This window comes from Achromobacter sp. ACM05 (assembly GCF_019218915.1).
In the GTDB taxonomy this organism is placed as follows: Bacteria; Pseudomonadota; Gammaproteobacteria; order Burkholderiales; family Burkholderiaceae_B; genus Achromobacter; species Achromobacter animicus.
In genome coordinates, this window is sequence record NZ_JAHUWQ010000004.1 from 475,918 (window position 1) to 499,432 (window position 23,515).

Here is a 23,515-nt window from a genome sequence, read left to right on the forward strand (position 1 = left end):
TTCCACCGGCGCTTCCGGCAATGTGGCGCCGGTTTCGCTGTAAGGCATAACAGACCGCTTTGAATGGGCGACACCATCCGCTGCGTCACCCGCAATGGCGGCGCAGCAAGGTGGTGGACAGTTCCGCGGCTTGCCCGCGCAACGCCGGGGGAACCAGACGGCGCAGCACAAGGAGAAACAGAAAGGAGGCTGTAGATGAAATGCCCCCCACCTTTGCCGACCGAAACCGAGAGGCTGCGCGCCCTGTCGGAATACGGACTGGATCCGCAGCGTCCGCTGCCCAGCCTGGACCCGGTCGTGCGCATTGCATCGCGCATGTTCAACATGCCGGTGTCGGCCATCAACATGGTCGGCAGCGAGCATGTGTTTTTCGCGGCCAGCATCGGCGTCGGCGACACCGACATGCGCCGTGACGTCTCTTTCTGCGCCCATGCGGTCTTGCAGGACGACGTCATGGTCGTGCCAGATGCGCGCCTGGACGAACGCTTCCACGACAATCCGCTCGTCGCGGGCCCTGCCGGCATCCGGTTCTATGCCGGCGTTTCCCTGAATTCACCGGACGGCCATCCGCTCGGCGCGCTGTGCGTCATCGACACGGAACCGCACGCCGATTTCAGCGAGGACGACAAGGAACGGCTGCGCGAACTGGCCCGCATGGCGGCCGACCGGCTGGAGTTGCGGCGTGTCGAAGTCAGCGCCGAACGCGCCCGCGCGCGGGCCGAACTGCCTGCGGGCGCACAGAGGACGAAGCGCAGCCCCACCCCACGGCCCGGGGCGGCCCACCCCCACACGCGCCATGACGACGACGCGCGCAAACTCACCAGTTTCGATCCCCTGACGGGCCTTGCGAACCGCGGGGTGTTCTACCGGCGCGTGGAGGAAGTGCTGGCGCATCCGTGTGCCGCCGCCATCCTGATGCTGGATCTGGACGGTTTCAAGGACATCAACGACACGATGGGCCATGCCGTGGGCGACGCGATCCTGCGGGAACTCGCGGCGCGCCTGGACGGCATCGCGGGTCCGTGCGACACGGTGGCCCGCCTGGGCAGCGACGAATTCGCCATTCTGCAGCACGAAGTCGGCGACCTGAAACAGGCAATGGAACTGGCGCAACAGGCGCTGGCGCGCTTCGCCGACCCCATTTCGGTCCAGGGGCAAGAGCTGCGCCTGACGGCGAGCTGCGGCGTGGCTCTGGCCCCGCTGCATGCGCACGAAGCGCTGGAACTGGTGGGCAACGCCGATCTCGCCTTGGTCAAAGCCAAGGCGGTGGGCCGCGGCCGCATCTCTGTCTTCGCCCCCAACCTGCGCCTGGAGGCCGTGGCGCGGCGCCTCTACGGCATGGAGCTGCACCGCGCGGTCGCCAAGGGCGAATTCCAGCTCTTCTATCAGCCGCAGATCAATCTGGCGACGGGCGCACTGACGGGCGCCGAGGCGCTGCTGCGGTGGCGCCATCCCCAACTGGGTCTGCTGGCGCCGGGCGTCTTCCTGCCGTCGCTGGAAGGCGGGCCCTTGGCGGGCACGGTCGGGTCATGGGTGCTGAATGAAGCGTGCAGTCAGGCCGCGTTCTGGCGACGCAGCGGCCTGCACGACTTTCGCATCGCCGTGAACCTTTTTGGCGTGCAATTCCGCGAGGGCGACCTGGCGGCCGAAGTTGCGCAAACCCTCGCCCGGCACGGCCTGCCGGCCGAGGCGCTGGAACTGGAGATCACCGAGAACATCGTGCTGAACAGCGACGACACGGTCTTGGAAACGCTGCAGCGCCTGCGCGCCCAAGGCGTGGGCATTTCATTCGACGACTTCGGCACGGGGTATGCCTCGCTGAGCCTTTTGAAGACCCATCCGATCACGCGCATCAAGATCGATCGATCGTTCGTGAGCGGGATACTGGAATCGAACCAGGACGCCACGGTGGTCCGGGCCATTCTGGATGTGGCGCGCAGCTTTGACCTGAACACCATCGCCGAAGGCATCGAAACGGATGCGCAACGCGAACGGCTGCAGGCCGAGCATTGCGAAGAGGGTCAGGGGTATCTGTTCGGAAAGCCGATGGCGGCGCAGCAGTTTGCGCAGACGTTCGGGATCGAGACGGCGCTGCGGATCATGGCTTGAAAGCCGTCGCGGCGCTATTCCCTTTCCCAGACCAGCTTGTCATTGGACAGCGTGTCCTCGCCATCCCAGCGGTACGCCACCAGCGGACCGCCGGCTGCGGCCGACCAGTCCAGGCAGGCGAGCTTCCCGCTCTCGATCTTGGGCTGCCCCTTGAACCAATGGTGGCCGATGAACACGGGCGCGCCGGTGATGGGCGTCCGGTTGAAGCCCTCGGGCAATGCCAAGCCGCGGATCTGCTCTTCCTGGCCGGCCGGCACCAAAGCGACCTCATGCAGGGCACCCGCCCAATCGCGCCAATTGGCAAGGCGCACGTGGTGATGGCGGTGCCCTTCCTTGTCCTCGATGTAGCGGCCGTCAGGCAATGCCAATTCCATTCCCGACGTGAGCAGCTTCCTGGCTTGCTCCAGATCAGAGCCCGTTTGATGCGTGGCCACCAGCATGGCGTCATTCAATGACTTGCCAGCCACCCAACCCGCTTCGGTCAACGCTTTGACGGCACGGTCGTCCCAGCACGCATGCGCAACGCGGATGCCGCCCAAGTCCATGCAGGGCGGCAATTGGCGAAACCAGGCAACCCAGGCGGCATGCTCGGGGCTGCCTTCCCCTATCTGATCGATGAAGGCGCCGTGCTGCTTGCGGTTCTTCCGGCACGTCGCGGAGTCGCCGCGATTGGGCCGCAGGAACTCGCCGGGATGGTGAGGGTCTTCGACGGCGTAGCCGATGGCATTGAATTCGTGGTTGCCCATGACGCACAGCGCCTGGCCATCATCCATCATGGCGCGGACGATTTCCAGGACACGCCGCTGCCCCGCGCCGCGATCCACCAGATCGCCCAGGAATATTGCCTGCCGGCCTTGGGGGGCTTTGTAGCCTTTGCCCGCCGGCACATAGCCGAGACAACGCAGCAGCCCCTCAAGCTTCAGGTCTTCGCCGTGGATGTCGCCGATGATGTCGTACATGCGTCTTCCTTCCTGCAATCCCCCTGCCGACTTGCGAGATGCGGCTCGCAGGCTGAGGAGATGAAACCGGAGTACGTTAGCATTGCGGCCAAAATTCCCACAAAGCAAAAAGCCCACCGTTTCCGGTGGGCTTAGCGCTGGGGTACTGCTGCAGTTACTGCCAGAAGTACCGCCAAAGAATTCTGGTGGGCTGTGAGTGGCTCGAACACTCGACCTACGGATTAAGAGTCCGCTGCTCTACCAACTGAGCTAACAGCCCTACAAGTCACTCACTTTGATCTGCTGCTGCGTTGCCGCTGTAGCGTTTCGTTATGTGTGTGCTGCGAAGAAGAAAGATTATATGGGGCTTTTTTTGTTTGTGCAAGTCGGGTGGCGAAAAAGTTTTAGATACGAGCACATCAGGCCGCGTACCCCCCATCCACCGCCAGACTCGCGCCCGTGACATAGCGGCCTTCCGGTCCTGCCAAGAATGCGACCATCCCCGCAATGTCTTGCGCTTCCCCGTAGTGCGGCAAAGACAATACGGCAATCAGATCAGCCGCGCGGTCTCCATCGGCCGGGTTCATGTCGGTGTCGATGGGACCCGGGTGTACGACGTTCACCGTGATCCCGCGCGGCCCCAGATCGCGCGCCAGGCCTTGCGTCAGTCCGACCAACGCGGACTTGCTGGCGGCATACAGCGCAACACCCGCGCGGCCCGCGCGTGGGGCCAGGCAACTGCCGATGTTGATGATGCGGCCGCCATCCGGCATCGAGGCCTGCGCCGTCTGGATGGCGACGAAAGGCGCGCGCACGTTGATGTCCATCGTCCGCTCGTAGTCGTCCAGGCTGGTGTCCGCGACATGCCCGGCCAGAAAAATGCCGGCGTTGTTGACCAGCACGTCGACGGGACCAAGTTCACGGATCGCGTCTTCGACGGCGCGCTTGACCGCGGCGGCGTCCGCGGAATCGGCCTGGATGGCTATCGCGAGACGGCCCTGCGCCGTCAGCTCGTGCGCCAGCGCCCGGGCGGGCGCGGCGGACGATGCGCTGACATAGGTGAAGGCCACATCCGCGCCGTCGGCGGCGAGGCGTCGAACAATGGCGGCGCCGATGCCTCGGCTGCCGCCCGTGACGAACGCCACTTTTCCGTTCAAGTTCTGCATGGGAAACCTCGTTTTGTAGTGATCGGTACAAATATCATCGCCGCGCCCTTGCGGCACGGTCAACAATTTTTTATCGATCAACACAAAATACGCGACGCGAGTAAAATCGCGGGCATGGCTGAACGTGGGCGCCCGCGGAACTTCGACCGTGCCCAGGCCTTGCAAAAGGCCATGGAAGTTTTCTGGTCGAAGGGATATGAAGGGGCATCGCTGACCGATCTGACGGAAGCGATGGGCATCAACTCGCCCAGCCTCTACGGCGCCTTTGGGTCCAAGGAAGGTCTTTTCCGCGAAGCCGTCGAGCTCTACCGCGAGACCGAGGGCGGCTCGGCGCGTCGCGCGCTGCTGGCGGCGCCGACGGCGCGCGACGCGGTGCAGGCCATGCTGCTGGCATCGGCCGAACGTTTCACCGCCCCTGGCCTGCCGCCTGGTTGCATGATCGTGCTGGGCGCACCCGCCGGTTGCGACAACCAGCCTGGCGTGGGGAATTTCCTGGGAGACAACCGGCGCGAGATGCAAAGCCGCATCCTCGCCCGTCTGAACGCAGGCGCCGCGCAAGGCGAATTGCCCGCCGGCGCGGACTTGAAGGGGCTGGCCGCGTTCTACACGACGGTGCTGCATGGCATGTCCATCCAGGCGCGCGACGGCGCCAGCCGCAAGACCTTGCAGGCGGTGGCCCGGCAGGCGATGCGCGCGTGGGACGCCCTGATCTGCGACGCCCCGCCGCCGTCCGGCGTGCCACCGGGCCGCGCCCGCAACTGACGGATGCCGTCATGTTCCGCGTCGACCTGCGGCGTCTCATCCTGTGGATCAGCCTGCTGTCGATCGTCGTGGTGCTTGCGGGCGGCCTGCATGCCAGCTATCTGGTGCAACGCGATCTGCTGCTGCGCAATGCCATGGACACGAACCGCATCTATGCGTCCAAGCTGGCGCTGACCACCGATGCGCTGCTGAACGACATTCGCCGCTACCTCGCCTACAGCGCCGACGAGCTGGCCGGCATGGAAAGCCGTCCCGAAAGCATGGCCGAGGAAACGCGGCGGCAGGAGCAGCAGCTGGGGCTTTTCAATTCCAGCTTTGTCTCATCACCCCAAGGCAAGGTGCTGGCGGTGTCGCCGTCGTATCCGCAATTGCTGGGACATCAGTTGGTCAGCGACGCGGTCAAGCAGGCGCTCGCCGCCCGGCAGCCGACGATCAGCGAGCCGTTTCAGGCCAGCAACGGCCGCTGGCAGATCCTTTACACCCAGCCGATTTTTTCCCGCGATTTCCGCTATCTCGGCTTCATCGCCGGCTCGCTTTACCTGCACGAAGACAACGTGCTGGATCGTCTGCTGGACCAGCATTTCTACCGCGACGATTCCTTTCTCTACGTCATCGACCGCAAGGGCACGCTGATCTATCACCCCAACAGCGCGCAGCTTGGCAAGCCGGCCCCCGACAACGAAGCCTTTGCCTCGGCGCGGCGTGGCGAGACCGGGGAGCGGCGCTTCATCGACAACGAAGGCCGCGACATGCTGGCCGGGTTTGCGCCCGTGCCCAGCACCGGCTGGAGCATCATCGCGCAGCGGCCGGTGGACAGCACGCTTGCCCCGCTTTCGGACCTGTTGATGGCCACCGCCCGCAACACCCTGCCCTTGCTGCTGCTATCGGTGGCGCTGATCTGGCTGTTGTCGCGCTGGATCGCACGCCCATTGGGGCAGATGGCCAGCATTGCCAAGCGCATGCAGGACCCCGATTCCGCGGACCGTATCCGTGCCGTGCGCTCGTGGTATTTCGAAGCCGCGCAATTGCGGCGCGCGCTGCTGATGGGACTGGCGTCGTTTCATCACAAGCTCAGCGACCTGCGCCGCGAAAACACGACCGACACGCTGACCGGGTTGCTGAACCGCCGCGGCATGGATGAGGCGCTGGCGCTGCTGGGCGCCGAAGGCACGCCGGTCGCCATCGTGGCGATCGACATCGATCACTTCAAGCGCATCAATGATCGTTATGGCCACGCGGCGGGCGATCAGGCCTTGCAGGCGCTGGCCGGCGTGATGCGCGAGGGATCGCGCAGCGGTGATGTGCTGACGCGGCCGGGCGGCGAAGAATTCGTGATGCTGCTGCCGGGCGCCAGCATGGCGGCGGCCATCGCGATTGCGCAGCGGCTGCGCGCGCGGTTGGCGACGCCGGCGGCGACGCCGCTACCCGCCCCCCTCACCATCTCGGCCGGCGTAGCGCATTATCCGGAACAAGGCGCGACCCTCGAGGCGGTATTCGAGCGCGCCGACCAGGCGCTCTACTACGCCAAGAACCATGGCCGCAATGTGGTGTGCGCGGCCGACGAAGCCGCGCCGGATGGCTTTCGACTGATGCCCGGGGGCTGACCGTCACGCGCCGTGGCGGGACGGGGACGTCTGCGGTCACGCCGGCCCGCATATTCCTGTCACCTGGGCGGAGCCGGCGCATTTGCCGGCACGCGCCCGCTTACTTCTTGGCCGGCGCCGGCGCCTTCGGCGGCTTGCGCATCTGCTCCAGCAGCGGGCCGCACGCATTCTCGTCGTTGGCGCTGGGCGCGATCAGCGCCAGCAGCCCGGCCGCCGGCGTCAACAGCACGCCGAGCGCCACCATGCCCGCGCCGCGCGCCGCCAGCGGGGCGACATGCACGCCCACATCGGGCGATCCGAACGTCCCGCGCACATACAACGGCGAGCGCAGCGAGAAGATGCGGAAGCCCTTGCTGTCGGGATCGATATCCAGGTCCATGGTCTCGTCCTTGAAGTTGGCCGAGCCGGTGATGGTGATCAGCGCGTTGTCCGTGTCGAAAACGAAGATGCGCGGCGTCATCACGCCGTTCTTCAATTCCAGGTCCGCCGCGCCGCAGTTGATCTTCACTTCGTCGTCGCCGAACAGCTTGGAGACCACGTAATTGGCAACGTTCAGCCCGGCAAGCTCCATGAGGCTGCGGCTGATCACGCCGTCGTTGACCAGCATCTTGACGTCGCCATTCGCCGAGCCCAGCAACGCCGCCACGGAGTTGCCGGTGCCGCTGATCGCGAGGTCGCCGTTCAGCTCGCCCAGCGTCTTCTGCATGGCTTCCGCCGACGGAAAGAGTTGCTTGAGTTGCAGGCGGCGCGCTTGCATGTCGATACGGCCGGTGAGCGGCGCGCGCGAGCCGTCCAGGCGCGCAGTGGCGTTCATGGTGCCGCCCGCCATGCCGAAGCGCAGCGGATCCAGCGTGAGTTTGCCGTCCTGCAGGATGACATGCACCGACAGCTTGGACAGCGGCAGCTTGCTGTCATGGACGATCCGGGCGGCGTCCAGCGAGACATCCGCGTCCATGTCGCGCCAGCGGTCCGTACGGAACTCTTGCGTGGGCAGGACCTTGCCGCCCTTGGGCTTGGCGGGCGCGTCCTTGGATTTATCCACGGCCGACTTCGGCCCGCCGCCCGACTGCACGCCGATCAGCGGACCCAGGTCGGCCATCTGCAGGAGCTTGGACGACAGCTTGCCGGTCAGCTTGGGCCGGGGGGCGCCCAGCGCAAACGTGATGTCGCCGTGCAAGTCGCTGTCGCCGACCTTGCCGTTGAAGTTCTTGTAGTCGAACACCGCGCCGCCGGGATTCTGCAGCTTGGCCACCAGATGGCCGTCGGTGCTGTAGGGCGGCGTGTCGGGCAGCGTCACGCCGGTCAACGGATAAAGCTGCGCCATGGACGAGCCGGACAGTTTCAGGTGCAGGTCCAGCGCGCCCAGATTCACAGGATCGGTCAGCGTGCCCGCGACCGATGCGCGCGTGCCGCCGATGGACACATCGGCCTGCAAGGGGAAAGGCTGTTTGGGGTCCTTCAGGGCCAGCATGCCGCCGACCTTGCCTTGGCCCTTGGTGGCCAGCCCTTTGTACTTGCCGTCGACCTTCCAGCCGAACACGTAATCGCGCGGCGCCGGGGCCGTGCCGTCCTCGGGCACGAACGACTTACCCGTTACGTCGGCAAACGGCACGGGCTTGCCCAGCGGATCGACCAGCACCGTCAGGTCGGCCTTGAGCATTTCGTCGGCATAGCCGACGCGGCCCTTGTCGAATCCGATCTCGTTGATGTCCAGCACCCAGGGCGAGGGCTCGCCCGATTCCGGCAGGGTGAAGACCCAATTGGCGCGGCCGTCGGCCAGCCGTTCCAGGTCGGCGGCCGGCTCCGTCAATTGAATGTGCCGGATAACGACGTGCTGCGCCAGCAGCGGCAAGGGCGACAGGCTGAATTCCGCGCGCTTGAGCGTGGCGAAATGCGGCGCCTTGCCCCACTCCGTATTGGCGATCGTGATGTCGTTGGCGACCACGCGCGGCCAGGGCACCCAGGACCGCAAGCCGCTTTCGCCGGGCTCGCGCTGCCATCGCACGCTCAGGTCGCCGTTGATTGCAAAGGGGCGCCCCATGGCGGCGGTGGCCCGTTCGTTGATCATGGGCTTGGCGCGGTTCCAGTCGAACGTGGCGATCACGATGATCAATACCGCCACCAGCAGGGCAATGCCCCCTACAATCCCGATCGCTATTTTTCTTGTGCGCGTCATGGTTACTATCCTTGGCTTGGCTGCCGGCCGCACACCGCTGGCCGGACTTGCTACCCCAGGGTATCGCGGCCTGTTGCGGCGGTCTGACGGAACAACGCCATAATGTGTGCGGATTTTTCCGGGCGGTCGCGCCGGGCAGTCATGTCAACGGCACGAACGTCCGCGGCGTTGCGCAGCAAGTGCTGTGCCCGGGCGCCGGCGCCGCCGTTACAAACAGAGACCACTAGGGCGTGCGAAGAACTGCCTTATCGGACGCCCTTACAGAATTTTTGACGCCGGCGCGGTTCCAATGCCAAATGACCGAATCCGCCCGCGCCGGGTGGTGAAGCAGGACAACCTGGAGGCCCGATGCGGCATTCAACCTTGATTTTCGTGTTGGCGGCGTTCGCGCTGCTGACGCTCAGCCGTCTGGCGCTTGCGCTGTGGCAATGGCAGCGCGTACGCAATGCCGGCGGTCTCGCGCCCTTGCTGCTGCGCGGACTGCGCATCGACGCGCATCAGATTGCGGTGCTGGCGGCGCTGCCGGCCGTCCTGTCGCCGCTTTTCGGTCACATTCCCTTGGCGGCAAACCTGGCCGCCGGCTGGTATCTGGTGGCGTTCGTGCTGCTGGCGTTTCTGGAAGTGGCGACGCCGCCCTTCATCATCGAATACGACTCCCGCCCCAACCGCCTGTTTGTCGAATACCTGAAGCATCCGCGCGAGGTTTCCGGAATGCTGTGGCGCGGTTACAAGGGCGCGCTGCTGGGCGGATTGGGCGCGCTGGCGCTCATCGGCTGGGCCGCCTGGACCTTGCTGGGCCACGCGCGTCCCGACGCGCCTTTGACGTGGTGGCAGATGCCGCTTGCCAGCGTGGCGATCCTGGCCGTGGTGATCCTGGCCATCCGCGGCACGCTGAGCCACCGTCCGATCAACCCGTCTTCGGTGGCCTACAGCTCCGACGGGATGCTCAATACCCTGGCGTTGAACTCGCTGTACAACGTGTTCTACGCGGTCTACAGCATGAAGAACGAAAAGTCGGCCTCCGCCGTGTATGGCGGCATGGACGACGACAAGATGCACGCCCTGGTGCTGGCACAGTCCGGACTGCCGTATCCGCCGCCGAACCCCGATTACCCCAGCCTGCACCGCCAGCCGGCCACCCGCAAGACGCACCGCCCGCTCAACCTGGTCATCATTCTTGAAGAAAGCCTGGGCGCGCAGTACAGCGCGGCGCTGGGCGGCGCCAACCTGACGCCGGAACTGGATGCGCTGGCGCGCGACGCCTGGTCCTTTACGCGCGCCTACGCCACCGGCACCCGTTCGGTGCGCGGCCTGGAGGCCGTGACCACCGGCTTTCTTCCCACCCCCGCGCAGGCGGTGCTGAAGCTGCCGCGCTCGCAGCGCGGGTTCTTCTCGCTGGCGGATCTGCTGGGACGCCACGGTTATCACTCGCGCTTCATCTATGGCGGCGAGTCGCACTTCGACAACATGAAGGGCTTCTTCCTGGGCAACGGTTTCAAGCAGATTGTCGACCGAGCCGATTTTGTCGACCCGGCATTCGTCGGCACCTGGGGGGCCTCGGACGAGGACATGTTCAACCAGCTGGACCGCCTGCTGCGCGAGGACGGCGACCTGCCGACCTTCACGCTGGCGTTCAGCGTGTCCAACCACACGCCGTGGGAGTATCCGGCGGGCCGCATCGAGACCGACGGCAATCCCGCCACGGTCGAGAACACGGTGCGCTATGCCGACTGGGCGCTGGGCCGATTCTTCGAGAAGGCCAAGGCGTCGCCGTATTGGGAGAACACCGTCTTCCTGGTGGCGGCGGACCACGATTCGCGGGTGTTTGGCGCCAGCCTGGTGCCGGTGCGCCACTTTCATATCCCGGCCGTGATCCTGGGCGCCGGCATCGAGGCTCGGCGCGACGACCGCCTGGTCAGCCAGATCGACCTGCCGCCGACGCTGCTGTCGCTGATCGGCGTGGATACCGAGCATCCGATGATCGGGCACGACCTCACGCGCAGCACGCCGGGACGCGCGATCATGCAGTACGACAGCACCTACGGCTATCTGAAGGGCGACGACCTGCTGGTGCTGGCGCCCAACAAGACGGCGGTGCAATACCGCTACACCGCGCCCGAGGACTACGCCCCCGCGCCGCTGAATCCCGAACTGGCGACCGAGGCGCTGGCGCACGCGTTGTGGCCAAGCTGGGCTTACCGCGAGGGGCGTTACAGCCTGCCGGGGCAGGCGCCGGTACAGACCGGGCAGGAGAACGGCCGCGCAGCCTGACGCGGGCCGTTCAGTACAAGGCGTCAGCCGGCTGGCCGCACGATTGGCCGCACAAACGCCTTGCGCTTTTTCTCGATGATGGCGTGGCAATGGCAGCCCGGGCTGTGGTCATTGACCATGCCCACGGACTGCATGAAGGCGTAGACCGTGGTGGGCCCCACGAATTTCCAGCCCAGCTTCTTGAGCGCCTTGGACAGGGCCTCGGATTGTTCGGACGTCGAGGCGCCGTAGGTCGATACCTTGGAAGGCGGCGCTTCGAAGCGCCAGAAATACGCGGCCAACGATCCTTCGCGGTCGATCATTTCAAGCGCCCGGGCCGCGTTGTTGATCATGGCTTCGATCTTGCCGCGATGGCGCACGATGCCCGCATCCGCCAGCAGCGCCTGGACTTCCGGTTCGCCAAAGGTTGCGAGCCTGGCGGGATCGAAATTGGCGAAACCGCGGCGGAAGGCCTCGCGCTTGTTCAGGATGGTGCGCCAGCTGAGTCCGGACTGGAAACCTTCCAGGCAGAGCTGTTCGAACAGCGCGCGATCGTCGCCTTCGGGGCGGCCCCATTCGGTGTCGTGATAGGCCATGTATTCGGCCGACGTGTCCACCCAGCCGCAACGGGCCAGGCCATCTGGAAAATCGGTTTTTGCGGACAAGAAAGCGCTCCTCGGGACTGACAGGGTACCGATGCTACTCCTGCAATGTCCCTGAAAAAAGTCGTAGCGGCCGCAACGCAAATCCAGATAATATTTCCGGCCTTCGGACCTCTACGCCCATGTCCCTGCCACTGACCTCGCTCGTCTCGTTTGTCTCGCCCGCGGTACTGGCCGGCGACGACCCGTCCGCCAATCCCTGCCTGGACTGCGGCGCCTGCTGCGCGCATTTTCGCGTGTCGTTTTACGTCGGGGAACTGGCCGGCGAAAACGGCGGCCACGTGCCGCTGGACCTGGTCACCCAGATGAGCCCGCTGCGCGCCTGCATGAAGGGCACGGAAATGGGCGGCGGACGCTGCATTTCACTGCGCGGCGAGCTGGGCAAGCCCGGCATCCACTGCGACATCTACGAGAGCCGTCCCACGCCGTGCCGCGAGTTCGACATCTGGATGCCGGACGGCTCGCCCAATCCGGATTGCCAGCGCCTGCGGCTGTCGCTCGGCTTGACGCCGGTACCGCCCCGGCCGGACGCGGAAAACGACCCGGAAGGCCCGTTGCATCCGGACCAGCCTGCCGCCGCCTGACTGCGCTGCTCCCTGACTGCGCTGCTCCCTGACTGCGTGGCCCCCTGACTGCGTGGCCCCCTGACTGCGTGGCACGCCTGACCGCGTTCAACCCCTAACCGCGATCCGCCAGATACCGCGTCGGCGTCATGCCGAACGCCGTGCGGAAGCTTCCAATGAACGCGCTGGTGCTTTCATACCCGACCGACAGCGCGGCCTGGGTGACCGATCCGCCCCGGAACAGCATTTCCAGCGCCCGCAGCAGCCGGGCCTGCTGGCGCCACTGCCCCAGCGTGACGCCGGTCTCCTGACGAAAACGGCGCATCAGCGTGCGCGACGACATATTCAGCCGCTGCGCCCATTCGTCAATGCCCGCCGTATCGTCCGGCGTGTCCAGCAGCGTGTTGGCCAGATCCTGCAGGCGCGGATCGGCCGGCATCGGCAGCGGCGCGGTGGCATCGGATGTGCGCTGCCGCAGTTCCTCCAGCAGCACGTCGAACAACTGCGCCTGATAAGACGGCGTCGCATCCTGCCACCTGCCTTCCGTAAAACGTTCGACCAGCGCCTCGATCAGCCGGGAAGACGGCCACGCCCGGCAATTCGCCGGCAGGCGCCCGCAGATGTCCGGATGCACGTGCAGGAATGACCCGCGCGCCTCACCGAACCATCGCGCCCCGTGCTGCACGCCGGGCGGAATCCACCCCAGGCTGCCGGGCAGCACCGTCAGCACGCGTTCGCCCGACTGCACCATCACCAGCCCTTCGTGGACCAGCACCAGCATGCCCTCGGCGTGGGTGTGCGCAGGCACGGAAATGCCCTTGGACTCCCGCCGCCTGCGCAGGCTGAACGGCGTCAGCAGGACGTCGGGCATAGAGGAAGCGGCAGCCGCTTGAAGCATGGTTGGCAGGTTTGAGGTACAGGTTGACGGGTTCCCGTTAGCGGGTCCATTTGAAAATGTACATCATTCTCATCAACCGGGTATCAGCCCCCCGGATGGAGAATCGACATGGACCACACACGGCTGCGCGACGCCGGCATCAAAGCCACTTTCCCGCGGATGAAGATCCTGGACATCTTCTACCGCCACGCAGACCAGCACATGAGCGCCGCGGATATCTACCGCCGCCTCATCTCGGATCACAGCAATATCGGCCTGGCCACGGTTTACCGGGTGATCACGCAACTGGAGCACGCCGGCCTGCTCAAACGCACCCAGCTCGATACGCACACCAATGTGTTCGAACTGAGCGACAAGGGCCATCACGACCACCTGGTCTGCACGCGTTGCGGACAGATCCGGGAATCCAGCGATCCCGCCATGGCGCAACTGGTCAGGAAGATCGCGCGGCGCAGCGGCTTCGAGCTGGATTCCTACAGCCTGGTGCTATACGGCAGCTGCGGCTGCGCCAAGGACGATCCCGCCCTGCCCCACGGAGCCTTCGAATGAACCACGATCAGTTTTTCTTCCACGACCTGTCGCAATTTCCCATCGTGACCGCCCGCCATGGCGGCGCGCCGCTGGGCTACTCGGTCTCGTGGATTCGCGAAATGGAGCTGCTGGTGGACAACCCGCGCAGCTTCGTCATGGTGGTGCCCGATACCCGCCACGAGGCCGCGCACGAGGACCGCAAGGCGATGATCGAATGGCAGACGGCCAACATGCCGCGACTGCGGGCACGCTGCCGGGCATTCATCGCCATCGAGCGCGATACCGACGCGCTGGACAAGCTGCGCAAGCGCGGCGAAAAGATGGCCCGCGCCTTCGGCCTCCCGTTCCTGGTGGTCGCGACGCCGGGCGAAGCGGTCCAATGCGCCCGCGAACTGCTCGGGCAGGCGGGCCCGGGCGGCTTCAACGTCGATTAAGGGGCCGGATCGCGATTTAAGGCTGGGCGTGCGCGGCCGTTGTTCAATGACAGGCGCCGCCATCCGCGCGGCCGCCTTCGAACAATTCGCACCGGCCGCCCGACGCATGAACCACGCCCTCGCCTGTCTGTTTTGCCAATCGACGCTCGCGCAGGGCGCGCCGCTGCTCGAACAGAACGGCGCGGCCATCTGCAAAACCTGTGTGGACCAGTTTGCCGTCCGCTTCGCCGAGCGCGCGTGGGCGATGGCCGCCACGCCGCAAGAGCAGCTGGACGTGCTGCTGGACGAAAGCAGCCGCGCGCTGGCGCAGAGCGAAACGCTGGCCGAGCGGGCGCGGTGCTGCGGTCTCAGTCTGAACGACCTGTCGGCGGCGCTGCCCGCGCGCACGCTGTCCTGAGCGTTCGCCCGTCAGAAAGACCCCAGCGCGCTGCCCAGCGCAATGACGGCGGCCAGCCCGATGATGGGTCCCACGATGCCCACCACGACGATGTTCATGTAGCCCTCGCGGTGCGTTGACCCGCACACCGCCAGCAGCGTCACCACGGCGCCGTTGTGCGGCAGGCTGTCCAGCGTGCCCGCGCCGATCACCGACACGCGGTGCATCAGCGCCGGATCGATGCCCAGCGTCTGGGCCAGCTCCATGTACGTCGCGGCCAGCGATTGCAGGGCGATGGTCAAGCCGCCCGACGCCGACCCGGTCAGCGCAGCCAGCACGTTGGTCGCCACCGCGAGCGATACCAGCGGCCCGCCTTCGATCGACAGCACCCAATCGCGCACCGCGGCGAACGACGGCAGCGACGCGACCACCGCGCCGAAACCTACCAGGCTTGCCACGCTAAGCAGGGGCAGCGCCGACGCGTTCACGCCCGCGTCCATGGTGTCGCGCAGCGACGGCAGGCGCCGGAAGTTCAACACCACCAGCACGGCAATCGCGGCCAGCAGCGCGGTGATCACCGACCAGACCCCGCCCACCGCGGCCAGGCTGGTGCCGCCCCAGCGCGCCTCGGCCAGCCACGCGGTGTCCATGCGCGGCAGGACGGCCAGCGTCATGAACAGGTTGACCAGGATGACGACCACGAGCGGCGTCGCGGCCACCAGCGTGGACGGCGCGTCGGGGCTGCGCTGGCCGTGGTGCATTTCGGCCGGATCGAACTCGCGCGCCACGGTGGCGCGCTCGCGCACCAGGACATCGTCAGACACGTCGGCGGCCATGCCCGCGGGCGCCACATATCCCTCGCCCGCGCGCCGGGCTGACGCTTCCGCCCGGCTCAGCCACCACAGTCCGAAACCCAGCATGATCGCGCTGGCGATAATGCCCAGTCCGGGCGCGGCGAACGGCGTGGTCGCAAAGAACGGCATGGGAATCGCGTTCTGCACGGCGGGCGTACCAGGCAAGGCGGACATCGTGAAGGTGGATGTGCCAAGCAGGATGGCCGCGGGCATCAGGCGCACCGGAATCCCGGCCGACTTGAAAAGCGCGTGCGCCATGGGCGCCAGCACGAAAAACGCCACGAACAGGCTGACGCCGCCGTAGGTGACGATGGCGCCGGCCAGCACCACCGCCAGGATGGCGCGCCGCGCGCCGAGCTTGCGCGTCATCGCGTCGGCAATCGCGGTGACCGACCCGCTGTCGGCCATCAGCTTGCCAAACAGCGCCCCCAGTAGAAACAACGGAAAGAACTGGGCCACAAATCCGGCCGCGCCGCCCATGAACGTCTGCGTCCAATGCGCCAGCAGCGGCTCTCCCGCCGCGGCCGCCGTCACCATGGCCGCCGCCGGCGCCAGCAGCAGGATGCTCCAGCCGCGGTAGGCCAGCCCGATCAGTAATACCAGCGCGAGCAGGATGCCGAAAAGTCCCATGGTCAGACCTCGCCCAGCAGTTCGTCTATGTCCAGCGATGACCGCTTGCCCAGGTCATCGCCATGTTCGGCCAGGAAGCGGTCGGCTGCCTTCCTGCCCTCGTCGCGCAGCATGCACAGGAATGGCCATTCGGCGTTGAGCTTGGAGGAATAGCCCAGTTCCACCATCAGATCGGACGAGACGCGATGGATGCGCATGTCCGCCCACATCCTGCCCTCGCCATTGCCGGGGTCGGCCACCTGCCGCAGCAGCGCAATCATGCGCAGCTCTTTCAGCAGCGACGCGTTGAACGTGACTTCGTTCAGCCGGTTCATGATCTCGCGGGCGCTGCTGGGCAACCCGGGGCGTTCGACCGGATTGATCTGCACCAGGATCGTGTCGTGCGACTGGCAGTCCTGCACCAGCGGCGTGATCGTGGGATTACCGCTGTAGCCGCCGTCCCAATAGGGGTCGCCGTCGATCATCACCGCCCGGAACATGGTCGGCAGGCAGGCCGAAGCCAGCAGCACGTCGGCATTCACCTCGGCATTCTTGAACACCCGGCCGCGCCCCGTGCGCGCATTGGTCGCCGTGATGAACAGATGGATGGGCGCGCGCGCCAGTTCATCGAAATCGATGACTTCCTGCAGGATGGCGGCCAGCGGATTGGCCGCAGCGCTGAGGTCATAGGGCGAAAACACCCGCGACGCCAGGTCGAAGGCGATGAACATGGGCGAATGATCCAGCGACCAGGAACCCATCAGGATGTCGAGCGGACTGCGGCGAAAAGGGCTGTAGCGCGCGGCGTCGGACACGCGGCGCCAGAAGTCTTCCAGCGCAGCACGGGCGCCGTCGGCGCCGCCCCGTGCATGCCCCAGCACCAGCACCGCGGCATTCATGGCGCCTGCAGAGGTGCCCGAGATGCCGTCAATGCCAAGCCAGGATTCTTCGAGCAGCCGGTCCAGCACGCCCCAGGTGAATGCGCCGTGGGCGCCGCCGCCCTGCAGCGCCAGGTCGATCAACAGGGGATCGCGGTCAGTCGGCGACGCTTTGGATCGGGCCACGGCGGTACTCCTTGCGGGAGGCTGGGGGGTGAGCGGGCGATCAAATGATTGCGATATGAACCATGTTGCGGCGCACATATCGTTCGGCAGTTATACGCGATGGCTTTGAAAAGCGAAAGACATCACGGGCGTCCGCGCGCCATCTACGACCAAAGACCGATGCGCCTGCACCGGGCCGCTGCTACTGTCCGCCTCGAGCAAACCAGCCCCCGGCCTTGAAGGTGCGTGACACACGCGGCTGGATCCGCCCGCGGGGCGCTCAGCCGACATTGGCGCGGCTTTTTCCGCCGGCATGCAGCAGGAGATAGCAATGGAAAAAATGGAACAGCAGGTTCAGCAAGGCAACGCGGAGTTCCGCATCGAAGCGATGACCGCCGACGAGATCAACCAGGTCAGCGGCGGAATCGGCCCGAACCGCTCCACGGGCGCTTCGTCATACAACCCGCACGCCCAGCTCTCCACGAAGCCCAATGTCCAAAAGCCCAACACGGCAGGGATCAGACAGGTTTTCTTGAGCTGAACTGACTGACGAGCATTGCGGGGGCCGTCCGAGCCCGGACAGTCCCCGCAGCGCGAAGCCTCTCACGTTCCCGATCCGTGCCGCTCTACCGCGACCAAGCGCTCGCCGCGCAACGCATCTCCGGCCTGGGCGACATCGTCCTGATCCGGCCGGTGTCCTTCGCCCTTGCGACGACCGTTCTGGCGGGCTTCGTGCTGGCCGTCTGCCTGTTCCTGGCGTTCGGCACCTATACCAAGCGCGCGACCGTCAGCGGCCAACTTGCCCCGGACGCGGGACTGCTCAAGCTGTACGTGCCGCAACCGGGCATCGTGCTCGAGCGCCGCGTGCAGGAAGGCCAGCACGTGGCCGCCGGTGATGTGCTGTATGTCGTGTCGGGCGACCAGCAAAGCGCGTTGGGCGACACGCATCAGGCGATCAGCATGCAGATACAGCAGCGCCACGACAGTTTGCACGAGGCCCGGCAAAAGACGGCCCTGCTGCAGCAAAGCGAAGTCGGCACCCAGGCCACCGCCATCGCCAGCCTGAAGGCGCAACTTGCCGCCATGGACCAGCAGATCGCCGGCCAGCGCGAACGCATCAAGCTCGCGCAGGATAGCGCCCAGCGCTATCGGCAACTGAGGGATAAGGGTTATCTGTCGCCCGAGGAAACCGATCAGAAGCGCGCTGAACTCCTGGACCAGCGCAACCTGCTGCAAGCGCTGCTGCGCGACCGCATCGGGCTGGCAACCACCCTTGCGGCACACGAACAGTCGCTGGCCGAGCTGACGCTGCGCCATCAGAACCAGCTGGCGCAACTGGACCGGGAATTGTCCGCCGTGGCGGTCGAACTGACCCAGAGCGAGGCACGGCGCCAGATCGTCCTGACCGCGCCCCATGCGGGCGTGGTCACGGCCGCCACCGCCGACGCCGGCCAGGCGGTCGACAGCCGCCGGCCGCTTGCCACAATTGTTCCGGACGGCGCGAAGCTGCTGGCCGAACTGCTGGCGCCCAGCCGCGCGGTCGGTTTCGTGGCGCCGGGCGACAAGGTGCTGATCCGTCTGGCCGCCTATCCCTATCAGACGTTTGGCCAGCAGACCGGCATCGTCCAGGACGTGGCGCGCAGCGCCCTGCCCGAATGGCAGCTCGACGACGCCAAGCGCAACACGCCAGACGACGAGGCCGTCTACCGCATCACCGTGGCGATTGAGACGCCCGCCTACGGCCCGCAAGGTCAGGAACTGGCGCTGCGGCCCGGCATGCGGCTGGAGGCCGATTTGCTGCAGCAGACGCGCCGGCTGTACCAGTGGGCGTTCGATCCGGCCATGCGCCTGGCGGAAAAGCTATGAGCGCGCTGGAGCGCCTGGCGCTCGGCTTCAAGCGGCGCGTTCCGGGGCTATTGCAGACCGAAGCGGCCGAGTGCGGCCTGGCCTGCGTGGGGATGATTGCGGGCTATCACGGCCACCACCAGAACCTTGCGGCCCTGCGCGCGCGCTTTCCCGTGTCGATGAAGGGCGCGACGCTCGCCACGCTGATTCAGGTGGCCGGCCAGCTTGGCCTGGCGGCGCGTCCCGTCAAGGCCGGACTGGGCGCGCTCGGCCTCCTGAAGCTGCCCTGCATCCTGCACTGGGAGTTCAATCACTTCGTGGTGCTGACGGCCATCAACGCGCGCTCGGCCACCCTGATCGATCCGGCGAGCGGCGAGCGCACCTGCTCCCTTGCGGCGCTGTCAGCGTCCTACACCGGCGTCGCGCTGGAACTGTGGCCGACGCCGCAGTTCCAGGAGACGCGCGCAAGCGCACCTGTGCGCCTGCGCGAACTCACCGGGCGCATCCGCGGCCTGGCCGGGGCATGCTCGCAGGTGCTGCTGCTGGCGCTGGCGCTCGAGATCCTGACGGTCGTGCAACCCTTCTTCCTGCAGTGGGTCGTGGACCATGTGCTGAACACGGGCGACCGCGACCTGTTGACCACCTTGGCGCTGGCCTTCGCCCTGCTGATGGTGATGAAGCAGCTCACCTCGGTGGCGCGCGGCTGGATGCTGATGGTCATGAGCACGACGCTGAACCTGCAATGGCGCACAAACGTCTTCACCCACCTGCTGCGCCTGCCGGTCGCCTGGTTTGAAAAGCGGCACCTGGGCGATGTGGTGTCGCGCTTCGGGGCCGTCGACGAGATCCAGCGCACCTTGACGACCTCATTCCTGGAAGCCGTGCTGGACGGGCTGGTGATGCTCATCACGCTGGTGCTCATGTTCGTCTACAGTCCGCCGCTCGCAGGAATCTCGCTGGGCGCCATGACGCTTTACGGCATCGTGCGCTGGAGCGGCTATACGCCGCTGCGCAATGCCACCGAGGCGCACATCGTGCACGCGGCCAAGGAGCAAACGCACTTTCTCGAAACGGTGCGCGGGGTGAAGGCGATCAAGCTCTTCCAGCATCAGGACGACCGCCGGTCGCGGTGGCTGTCGCTGCTGGTCAACGAGATCAACGCGGATCTTCGCACGCAGAAGTGGGCGCTGTTCTTTCGCACCTGCAACGGCCTGCTGTTTGGCCTGTCGTCCATCGTCATCCTGTGGCTGGGCGCCAGGCTCGTGCTGGACGGTCAGTTCACCGTGGGCGCCCTACTCGCGTTCATCGTCTACAAGACATTGTTCGACCAGCGCGTGGCGGCGCTTCTGGACAAGCTGGTCGACGTGAAGATGCTGAGGCTGCAGGGCGAGCGCCTGGCCGACATCGTGCGCCAGTCACCCGAGCCGATGGAAGACATGCCGCAGGTGGACGACATGCCCGTGCGCCCGCCCGTAATCGAGGTGCGCAACCTGCGCTTTCGCTACAGCCCGCAGGAACCCTATGTGCTGGACGGCGTCAGCTTCCGGATCGAGCCCGGCGAGTCCGTCGCCATCACGGGGCCGTCGGGCGGCGGCAAGTCGACGCTCATCAACATCCTGCTTGGCGTGCTGGCGCCGACGGACGGCGACGTGCTGATCAACGGGGTGCCGGCCCGCGGCGCCGGCGCGGCCTGCCTGCGCCGGATGGCGGGCACCGTATTGCAGGACGACGCGCTCTTTGCCGGGTCCCTCGCCGAGAACATCAGTTTCTTCGATCCGCAGTACAACCCCGAGCGCGCTGCCCAATGTGCGCAAATCGCGGCAATCCACGACGACATCCGCGCCATGCCGATGGGCTACAACACGCTGGTGGGGGACATGGGCACGGTGCTGTCAGGCGGTCAGAAACAACGGGTGCTGCTGGCGCGCGCGCTGTACAAGCGGCCAGCCATCCTGTTTCTGGATGAAGCGACCAGCCATCTGGATATCGACCGCGAACGTGCGGTCAACGCCGCGATTGCAAGGCTTGAGATGACGCGCGTGATTGTTGCGCATCGTCCGGACACGATCAGCGCTGCGGAGCGCGAAATCGCGCTGGCGGACGGCAAGGTCGTCCGGGACAGCGGCCGGCGCGCATGCGCCGCAGCTAGGGTCGTTCCGGCCTAGACCGGCTTGCCGAACACGCCGCCGCGCCGCGCGACCAGCGTGGCCTGCGTGCGGTTCAGCACCCCAAGCGTGCCCAGAATGGCCGACACGTGCGTCTTGACGGTCTTTTCCGTCATGTTGAGCTGTTCCGAGATTTCCTTGTTCCGCAGGCCATCGCACATCAACCGCAACACCTCGCTCTGGCGCGGCGTCAGCGCGCGCAGCAGCGCCGCCTCGTCCTGCGCGGCGCCGGCACTGCCGGCGGCGGACGCAGCGTGCATGACCCGCGCCGGCGCTTCGTCGATTGCCAGCAGCGCGGCCGCCAGTTCCTGGCAGCTGGCGGACTTGTTCATGAATCCCTGCGCGCCCGCGTCCATGGCGCGGCGCTGGTCCTCGGGATCCTGCGACGCCGACAGCACCAGCACACGCAGTTGCGCTCGCCGCTGCCGCAGGCGCTTGAGCAGATCCGCGCCGGCAATGTCGGGCAGATAGAAATCCATGATGACGTTGCGGATGGCGTCGTGCCGGTCCAGCACGTCCAGCGCCTCCTGCCCGCTGGCCGCCGGGTGGATGGTCACGTCGGGCAGCGCATCGTCAAGCGCCATGACCAGGGCTTCGCGGAACATGGCATGGTCGTCGATCAATAGCACTGCCGTCATTCGGAGTCTCCGGTCAGGGGGTGGACAGGGGTGGCTTGCAGCAGCCCGGCCACGCGCTCGCGCAAGGCCTGGACCTGCACGGGCTTGTGCAGCAGCGGCACCCCGCGAGCGGCGGCTTCGGACAGCCGGGCCGGATCCGTGTCGCCGCTGACCAGCAAGGCCGGCAGGTCCGGATCGTTGTATTCCTCGCGCAGCCTTTCGATGACGTGGATGCCCGTCTCGTGGTCGCGCAGGCGGTAGTCGCTGATGATGAGCGCGGGGCTTTCGGCCAACGGCAGCACGCGCTCGAGCAGCGCATTGCCGCTGGTGGCGGCGATGACGCGGCAACCCCAGCTCTCGAACAGCATGGACAGGCCCGCCAGATTCTGCGGATCGTCGTCCACCAGCAGAACCAGCTTGCCCTCCAGGCCGCCGCTGGACGCGGTCACCTGCGGCATGCCGGGCTCCGGGTCACGCACAGGCGGCTCCGACGCTGCACGTTCCGCGATAGGCGCCGTCAGGGCAAATACGGTGCCGCGCCCCACCTGCGAACGCAGCGACAGCTCGTGCCCCAGCAGCCGCGCCGTACGGCGCACGATGGCCAGCCCCAGTCCCAGGCCTTTGCTGCGATCGCGTTCGGGGTTGCCCAATTGATGGAATTCCCAGAACACGCGTTCCTGCTCCGGCTTCGGAATGCCCGGGCCGTTGTCCCAGACCTCGATCCGCAGCCGCCCGCCGGCGCGCCGGCATCCGATCAGCACTCGCCCGCCCGCCGTGTGCGTGATGGCGTTGCTGATCAGGTTGCGCAGAATGCGTTCAAGCAGGATGGGATCCGATCGCACGCTGACCGCGCAGGCCCGCACCCGCACCGTGATGCCCTTCTCGGCCGCCTGGGGCGCGTATTCCGCCCGCAAGCGCTCAAGCAGCGGCTGCAGGGCAAAGGCCTCGACGCGCGTCTCGATGACGCCGGCATCCAGCCGGGACAGGTTCAAAAGCGCGTCGAACAGCTGACCCATCGCCGCCATCGCGCTGGCGATGTTGTCGACCAGATAGCGGCCATGCCGCGACAGGCGCTCGTTCGTGAGCAGCCCCAGGAACAGGTTGACCGCGTGCACCGGCTGACGCAGGTCGTGACTGGCTGCGGCAAGGAAGCGCGACTTTTCCAGGTCGCTGCGTTCTGCGGCCGCCTTCTCCTGGCGCACCTGTTCCAGCAGCGCCAGGTTTTCATAGCCCAGCCGCAAGGCGTCCAGATGCGTGCGGTTCATGCGGTGGATAAATGCCAGGGTGGCGACCAGATAGGCCAGCCCGCTGGTGACCAGCGCCAGGTGGATGGCGGACGGCTGCGCCGCCAGCGCGATGAACATGGGCGCGAAGGCGGGGATCTCGAACGCGTACATGACCGGCAACATCATGTAGTTCGAGTAGATGGCGCCGGTGCCCAGCCCGAACAGGATGACGATGAAAAAGAGCTGGTATTCCAGCGGAACGATGAACGTCCAGTAGGCGAACGGCAAGCCCCACAGGATGCCCGAACACAGGTTGCCCACCAGCATGCGCCGCACCCAGATCCGAGCGGCGGCCGGGTCGGCACGGCGCCGGTCGTAGGCCAGCATGGCACCCAGGCGCAATGCGCCGACCACCAGCGTGACGGCAATCCACAGCAGGATCTGCTGACGGGGCAGCACGTCCAGCAGCGCAAAGACCGAGAAGCAGGCGGTGATCAGCGATCCAGCCAGCGCGAAGGGAAACATCCGGCGCAGCGCGTCCACCTGCACCTGATGGATGCGGGCGGCATACACGGAACCTTGCGGCGAAGCGGCGGGAAGCGGGCCCATAACGGGTTGCACGGGTCAGGGCGCCGAGCACATCCGGCGCGGGGCGGGAGACTGGGAGCCGGCCACGCGGCCGACGGC

At 66.4% G+C, this 23,515-nt stretch carries 18 protein-coding genes, 1 tRNA gene and 2 pseudogenes; 11 read left to right on the forward strand and 10 right to left on the reverse strand.

Translation table 11 applies throughout. The features are described 5' to 3' along the window. The first annotated feature begins 195 nt into the window (after window positions 1-195). The gene (locus tag KW836_RS24345; protein ID WP_218345005.1) at window positions 196-2,109 is read left to right on the forward strand and encodes a bifunctional diguanylate cyclase/phosphodiesterase; all 1,914 of its coding nucleotides are present in this window, start codon (window positions 196-198) and stop codon (window positions 2,107-2,109) included. A gap of 14 nt (window positions 2,110-2,123) precedes the next feature. Here KW836_RS24345 and KW836_RS24350 read toward each other — a convergent pair whose 3' ends face one another. The 3 genes from KW836_RS24350 to KW836_RS24360 form a co-directional block, all read right to left on the reverse strand. After that, entirely contained in the window at window positions 2,124-3,068 is a 945-nt protein-coding gene (locus tag KW836_RS24350) for a metallophosphoesterase (protein ID WP_218345006.1), read from the reverse strand. Between the two features lie 183 nt (window positions 3,069-3,251). Further along, a tRNA-Lys gene (locus KW836_RS24355) sits at window positions 3,252-3,327 on the reverse strand. Between the two features lie 139 nt (window positions 3,328-3,466). Next, a complete protein-coding gene (locus KW836_RS24360; RefSeq protein ID WP_218345007.1) occupies window positions 3,467-4,213 on the reverse strand; it encodes a 3-oxoacyl-ACP reductase family protein in 747 nt (248 codons plus the stop codon). A gap of 114 nt (window positions 4,214-4,327) precedes the next feature. On the opposite strand from KW836_RS24360, the gene KW836_RS24365 reads away from it, so the two are divergent. After that, on the forward strand, window positions 4,328-4,975 hold the full coding sequence (locus tag KW836_RS24365; RefSeq protein ID WP_175125552.1) for a TetR/AcrR family transcriptional regulator: 648 nt from the start codon (window positions 4,328-4,330) through the stop codon (window positions 4,973-4,975). Between the two features lie 11 nt (window positions 4,976-4,986). Then, window positions 4,987-6,579 (forward strand): sensor domain-containing diguanylate cyclase, encoded by a 1,593-nt coding sequence (locus tag KW836_RS24370; protein WP_218345008.1) that lies wholly within the window; start codon window positions 4,987-4,989, stop codon window positions 6,577-6,579. Window positions 6,580-6,679: 100 nt separating this feature from the next. Here KW836_RS24370 and KW836_RS24375 read toward each other — a convergent pair whose 3' ends face one another. Continuing rightward, window positions 6,680-8,755, reverse strand: coding sequence for an AsmA family protein (locus tag KW836_RS24375; protein WP_218345009.1), 2,076 nt, complete (start codon window positions 8,753-8,755; stop codon window positions 6,680-6,682). Between the two features lie 348 nt (window positions 8,756-9,103). On the opposite strand from KW836_RS24375, the gene KW836_RS24380 reads away from it, so the two are divergent. Next, on the forward strand, window positions 9,104-11,026 hold the full coding sequence (locus KW836_RS24380) for an LTA synthase family protein (RefSeq protein ID WP_175125558.1): 1,923 nt from the start codon (window positions 9,104-9,106) through the stop codon (window positions 11,024-11,026). A 23-nt stretch (window positions 11,027-11,049) separates the two neighbouring features. On the opposite strand, the gene KW836_RS24385 is transcribed toward KW836_RS24380, so the two are convergent. Then, window positions 11,050-11,670: a DNA-3-methyladenine glycosylase I gene (locus KW836_RS24385; RefSeq protein WP_218345010.1), complete on the reverse strand. Its 621-nt coding sequence runs from the start codon at window positions 11,668-11,670 to the stop codon at window positions 11,050-11,052. Between the two features lie 119 nt (window positions 11,671-11,789). Between KW836_RS24385 and KW836_RS24390 the strand changes: the two genes are divergently transcribed. Further along, window positions 11,790-12,251: a YkgJ family cysteine cluster protein gene (locus KW836_RS24390; protein ID WP_175125562.1), complete on the forward strand. Its 462-nt coding sequence runs from the start codon at window positions 11,790-11,792 to the stop codon at window positions 12,249-12,251. A 94-nt stretch (window positions 12,252-12,345) separates the two neighbouring features. Here the strand turns inward: KW836_RS24390 and KW836_RS24395 are convergent, their stop codons facing one another. Then, window positions 12,346-13,128 carry an AraC family transcriptional regulator gene (locus KW836_RS24395; RefSeq protein ID WP_218345011.1) on the reverse strand — a complete coding sequence of 261 codons (783 nt, stop codon included), beginning with the start codon at window positions 13,126-13,128 and terminating at the stop codon, window positions 12,346-12,348. Window positions 13,129-13,236: 108 nt separating this feature from the next. Between KW836_RS24395 and KW836_RS24400 the strand changes: the two genes are divergently transcribed. From KW836_RS24400 to KW836_RS24410, 3 genes are all read left to right on the forward strand, one after another. After that, window positions 13,237-13,677 carry a Fur family transcriptional regulator gene (locus tag KW836_RS24400; RefSeq protein ID WP_175125566.1) on the forward strand — a complete coding sequence of 147 codons (441 nt, stop codon included), beginning with the start codon at window positions 13,237-13,239 and terminating at the stop codon, window positions 13,675-13,677. Continuing rightward, the gene (locus tag KW836_RS24405; protein WP_218345012.1) at window positions 13,674-14,093 is read left to right on the forward strand and encodes a hypothetical protein; all 420 of its coding nucleotides are present in this window, start codon (window positions 13,674-13,676) and stop codon (window positions 14,091-14,093) included. The genes KW836_RS24400 and KW836_RS24405 overlap by 4 nt, the downstream gene beginning before the upstream one ends. A 106-nt stretch (window positions 14,094-14,199) precedes the next feature. Further along, window positions 14,200-14,490: a ClpX C4-type zinc finger protein gene (locus KW836_RS24410; protein WP_175139397.1), complete on the forward strand. Its 291-nt coding sequence runs from the start codon at window positions 14,200-14,202 to the stop codon at window positions 14,488-14,490. Between the two features lie 11 nt (window positions 14,491-14,501). Here the strand turns inward: KW836_RS24410 and KW836_RS24415 are convergent, their stop codons facing one another. Both KW836_RS24415 and KW836_RS24420 read right to left on the reverse strand, forming a co-directional pair. Next, entirely contained in the window at window positions 14,502-15,953 is a 1,452-nt protein-coding gene (locus tag KW836_RS24415) for a GntP family permease (protein WP_218345013.1), read from the reverse strand. Between the two features lie 2 nt (window positions 15,954-15,955). Continuing rightward, window positions 15,956-16,939 (reverse strand): patatin-like phospholipase family protein, encoded by a 984-nt coding sequence (locus tag KW836_RS24420; protein WP_255596228.1) that lies wholly within the window; start codon window positions 16,937-16,939, stop codon window positions 15,956-15,958. A 367-nt stretch (window positions 16,940-17,306) separates the two neighbouring features. Between KW836_RS24420 and KW836_RS24425 the strand changes: the two genes are divergently transcribed. The 3 genes and pseudogenes from KW836_RS24425 (at window position 17,307) to KW836_RS24435 (ending at window position 21,085) form a co-directional block, all read left to right on the forward strand. Further along, a complete protein-coding gene (locus tag KW836_RS24425) occupies window positions 17,307-17,516 on the forward strand; it encodes a hypothetical protein (protein WP_218345015.1) in 210 nt (69 codons plus the stop codon). Window positions 17,517-17,593: 77 nt separating this feature from the next. After that, the gene (locus KW836_RS24430; RefSeq protein WP_218345016.1) at window positions 17,594-18,841 is read left to right on the forward strand and encodes an HlyD family efflux transporter periplasmic adaptor subunit; all 1,248 of its coding nucleotides are present in this window, start codon (window positions 17,594-17,596) and stop codon (window positions 18,839-18,841) included. Then, window positions 18,838-21,085, forward strand: a pseudogene (locus KW836_RS24435) (peptidase domain-containing ABC transporter). The gene KW836_RS24430 and the pseudogene KW836_RS24435 overlap by 4 nt, the downstream one beginning before the upstream one ends. On the opposite strand, the pseudogene KW836_RS24440 reads toward KW836_RS24435, so the two are convergent. Both KW836_RS24440 and KW836_RS24445 read right to left on the reverse strand, forming a co-directional pair. Next, window positions 21,075-21,623: pseudogene (locus KW836_RS24440) on the reverse strand (response regulator); the annotation flags it as partial. The pseudogenes KW836_RS24435 and KW836_RS24440 sit on opposite strands and share 11 nt — an antisense overlap. After that, a complete protein-coding gene (locus KW836_RS24445; protein WP_255596197.1) occupies window positions 21,620-23,437 on the reverse strand; it encodes a hybrid sensor histidine kinase/response regulator in 1,818 nt (605 codons plus the stop codon). The pseudogene KW836_RS24440 and the gene KW836_RS24445, both read right to left, overlap by 4 nt. Between the last annotated feature and the right edge of the window lie 78 nt (window positions 23,438-23,515).

Coding starts and splice junctions, on each gene's coding strand:
- KW836_RS24365 (WP_175125552.1), top strand. CDS start 4,328: ATGGCTGAACGTGGGCGCCCGCGGAACTTCGACCGTGCCCAGGCCTTG.
- KW836_RS24345 (WP_218345005.1), top strand. CDS start 196: ATGAAATGCCCCCCACCTTTGCCGACCGAAACCGAGAGGCTGCGCGCC.
- KW836_RS24415 (WP_218345013.1), bottom strand. CDS start 15,953: ATGGGACTTTTCGGCATCCTGCTCGCGCTGGTATTACTGATCGGGCTG.
- KW836_RS24405 (WP_218345012.1), top strand. CDS start 13,674: ATGAACCACGATCAGTTTTTCTTCCACGACCTGTCGCAATTTCCCATC.
- KW836_RS24360 (WP_218345007.1), bottom strand. CDS start 4,213: ATGCAGAACTTGAACGGAAAAGTGGCGTTCGTCACGGGCGGCAGCCGA.
- KW836_RS24395 (WP_218345011.1), bottom strand. CDS start 13,128: ATGCTTCAAGCGGCTGCCGCTTCCTCTATGCCCGACGTCCTGCTGACG.
- KW836_RS24375 (WP_218345009.1), bottom strand. CDS start 8,755: ATGACGCGCACAAGAAAAATAGCGATCGGGATTGTAGGGGGCATTGCC.
- KW836_RS24380 (WP_175125558.1), top strand. CDS start 9,104: ATGCGGCATTCAACCTTGATTTTCGTGTTGGCGGCGTTCGCGCTGCTG.
- KW836_RS24400 (WP_175125566.1), top strand. CDS start 13,237: ATGGACCACACACGGCTGCGCGACGCCGGCATCAAAGCCACTTTCCCG.
- KW836_RS24390 (WP_175125562.1), top strand. CDS start 11,790: ATGTCCCTGCCACTGACCTCGCTCGTCTCGTTTGTCTCGCCCGCGGTA.
- KW836_RS24425 (WP_218345015.1), top strand. CDS start 17,307: ATGGAAAAAATGGAACAGCAGGTTCAGCAAGGCAACGCGGAGTTCCGC.
- KW836_RS24445 (WP_255596197.1), bottom strand. CDS start 23,437: ATGGGCCCGCTTCCCGCCGCTTCGCCGCAAGGTTCCGTGTATGCCGCC.
- KW836_RS24370 (WP_218345008.1), top strand. CDS start 4,987: ATGTTCCGCGTCGACCTGCGGCGTCTCATCCTGTGGATCAGCCTGCTG.
- KW836_RS24350 (WP_218345006.1), bottom strand. CDS start 3,068: ATGTACGACATCATCGGCGACATCCACGGCGAAGACCTGAAGCTTGAG.
- KW836_RS24410 (WP_175139397.1), top strand. CDS start 14,200: ATGAACCACGCCCTCGCCTGTCTGTTTTGCCAATCGACGCTCGCGCAG.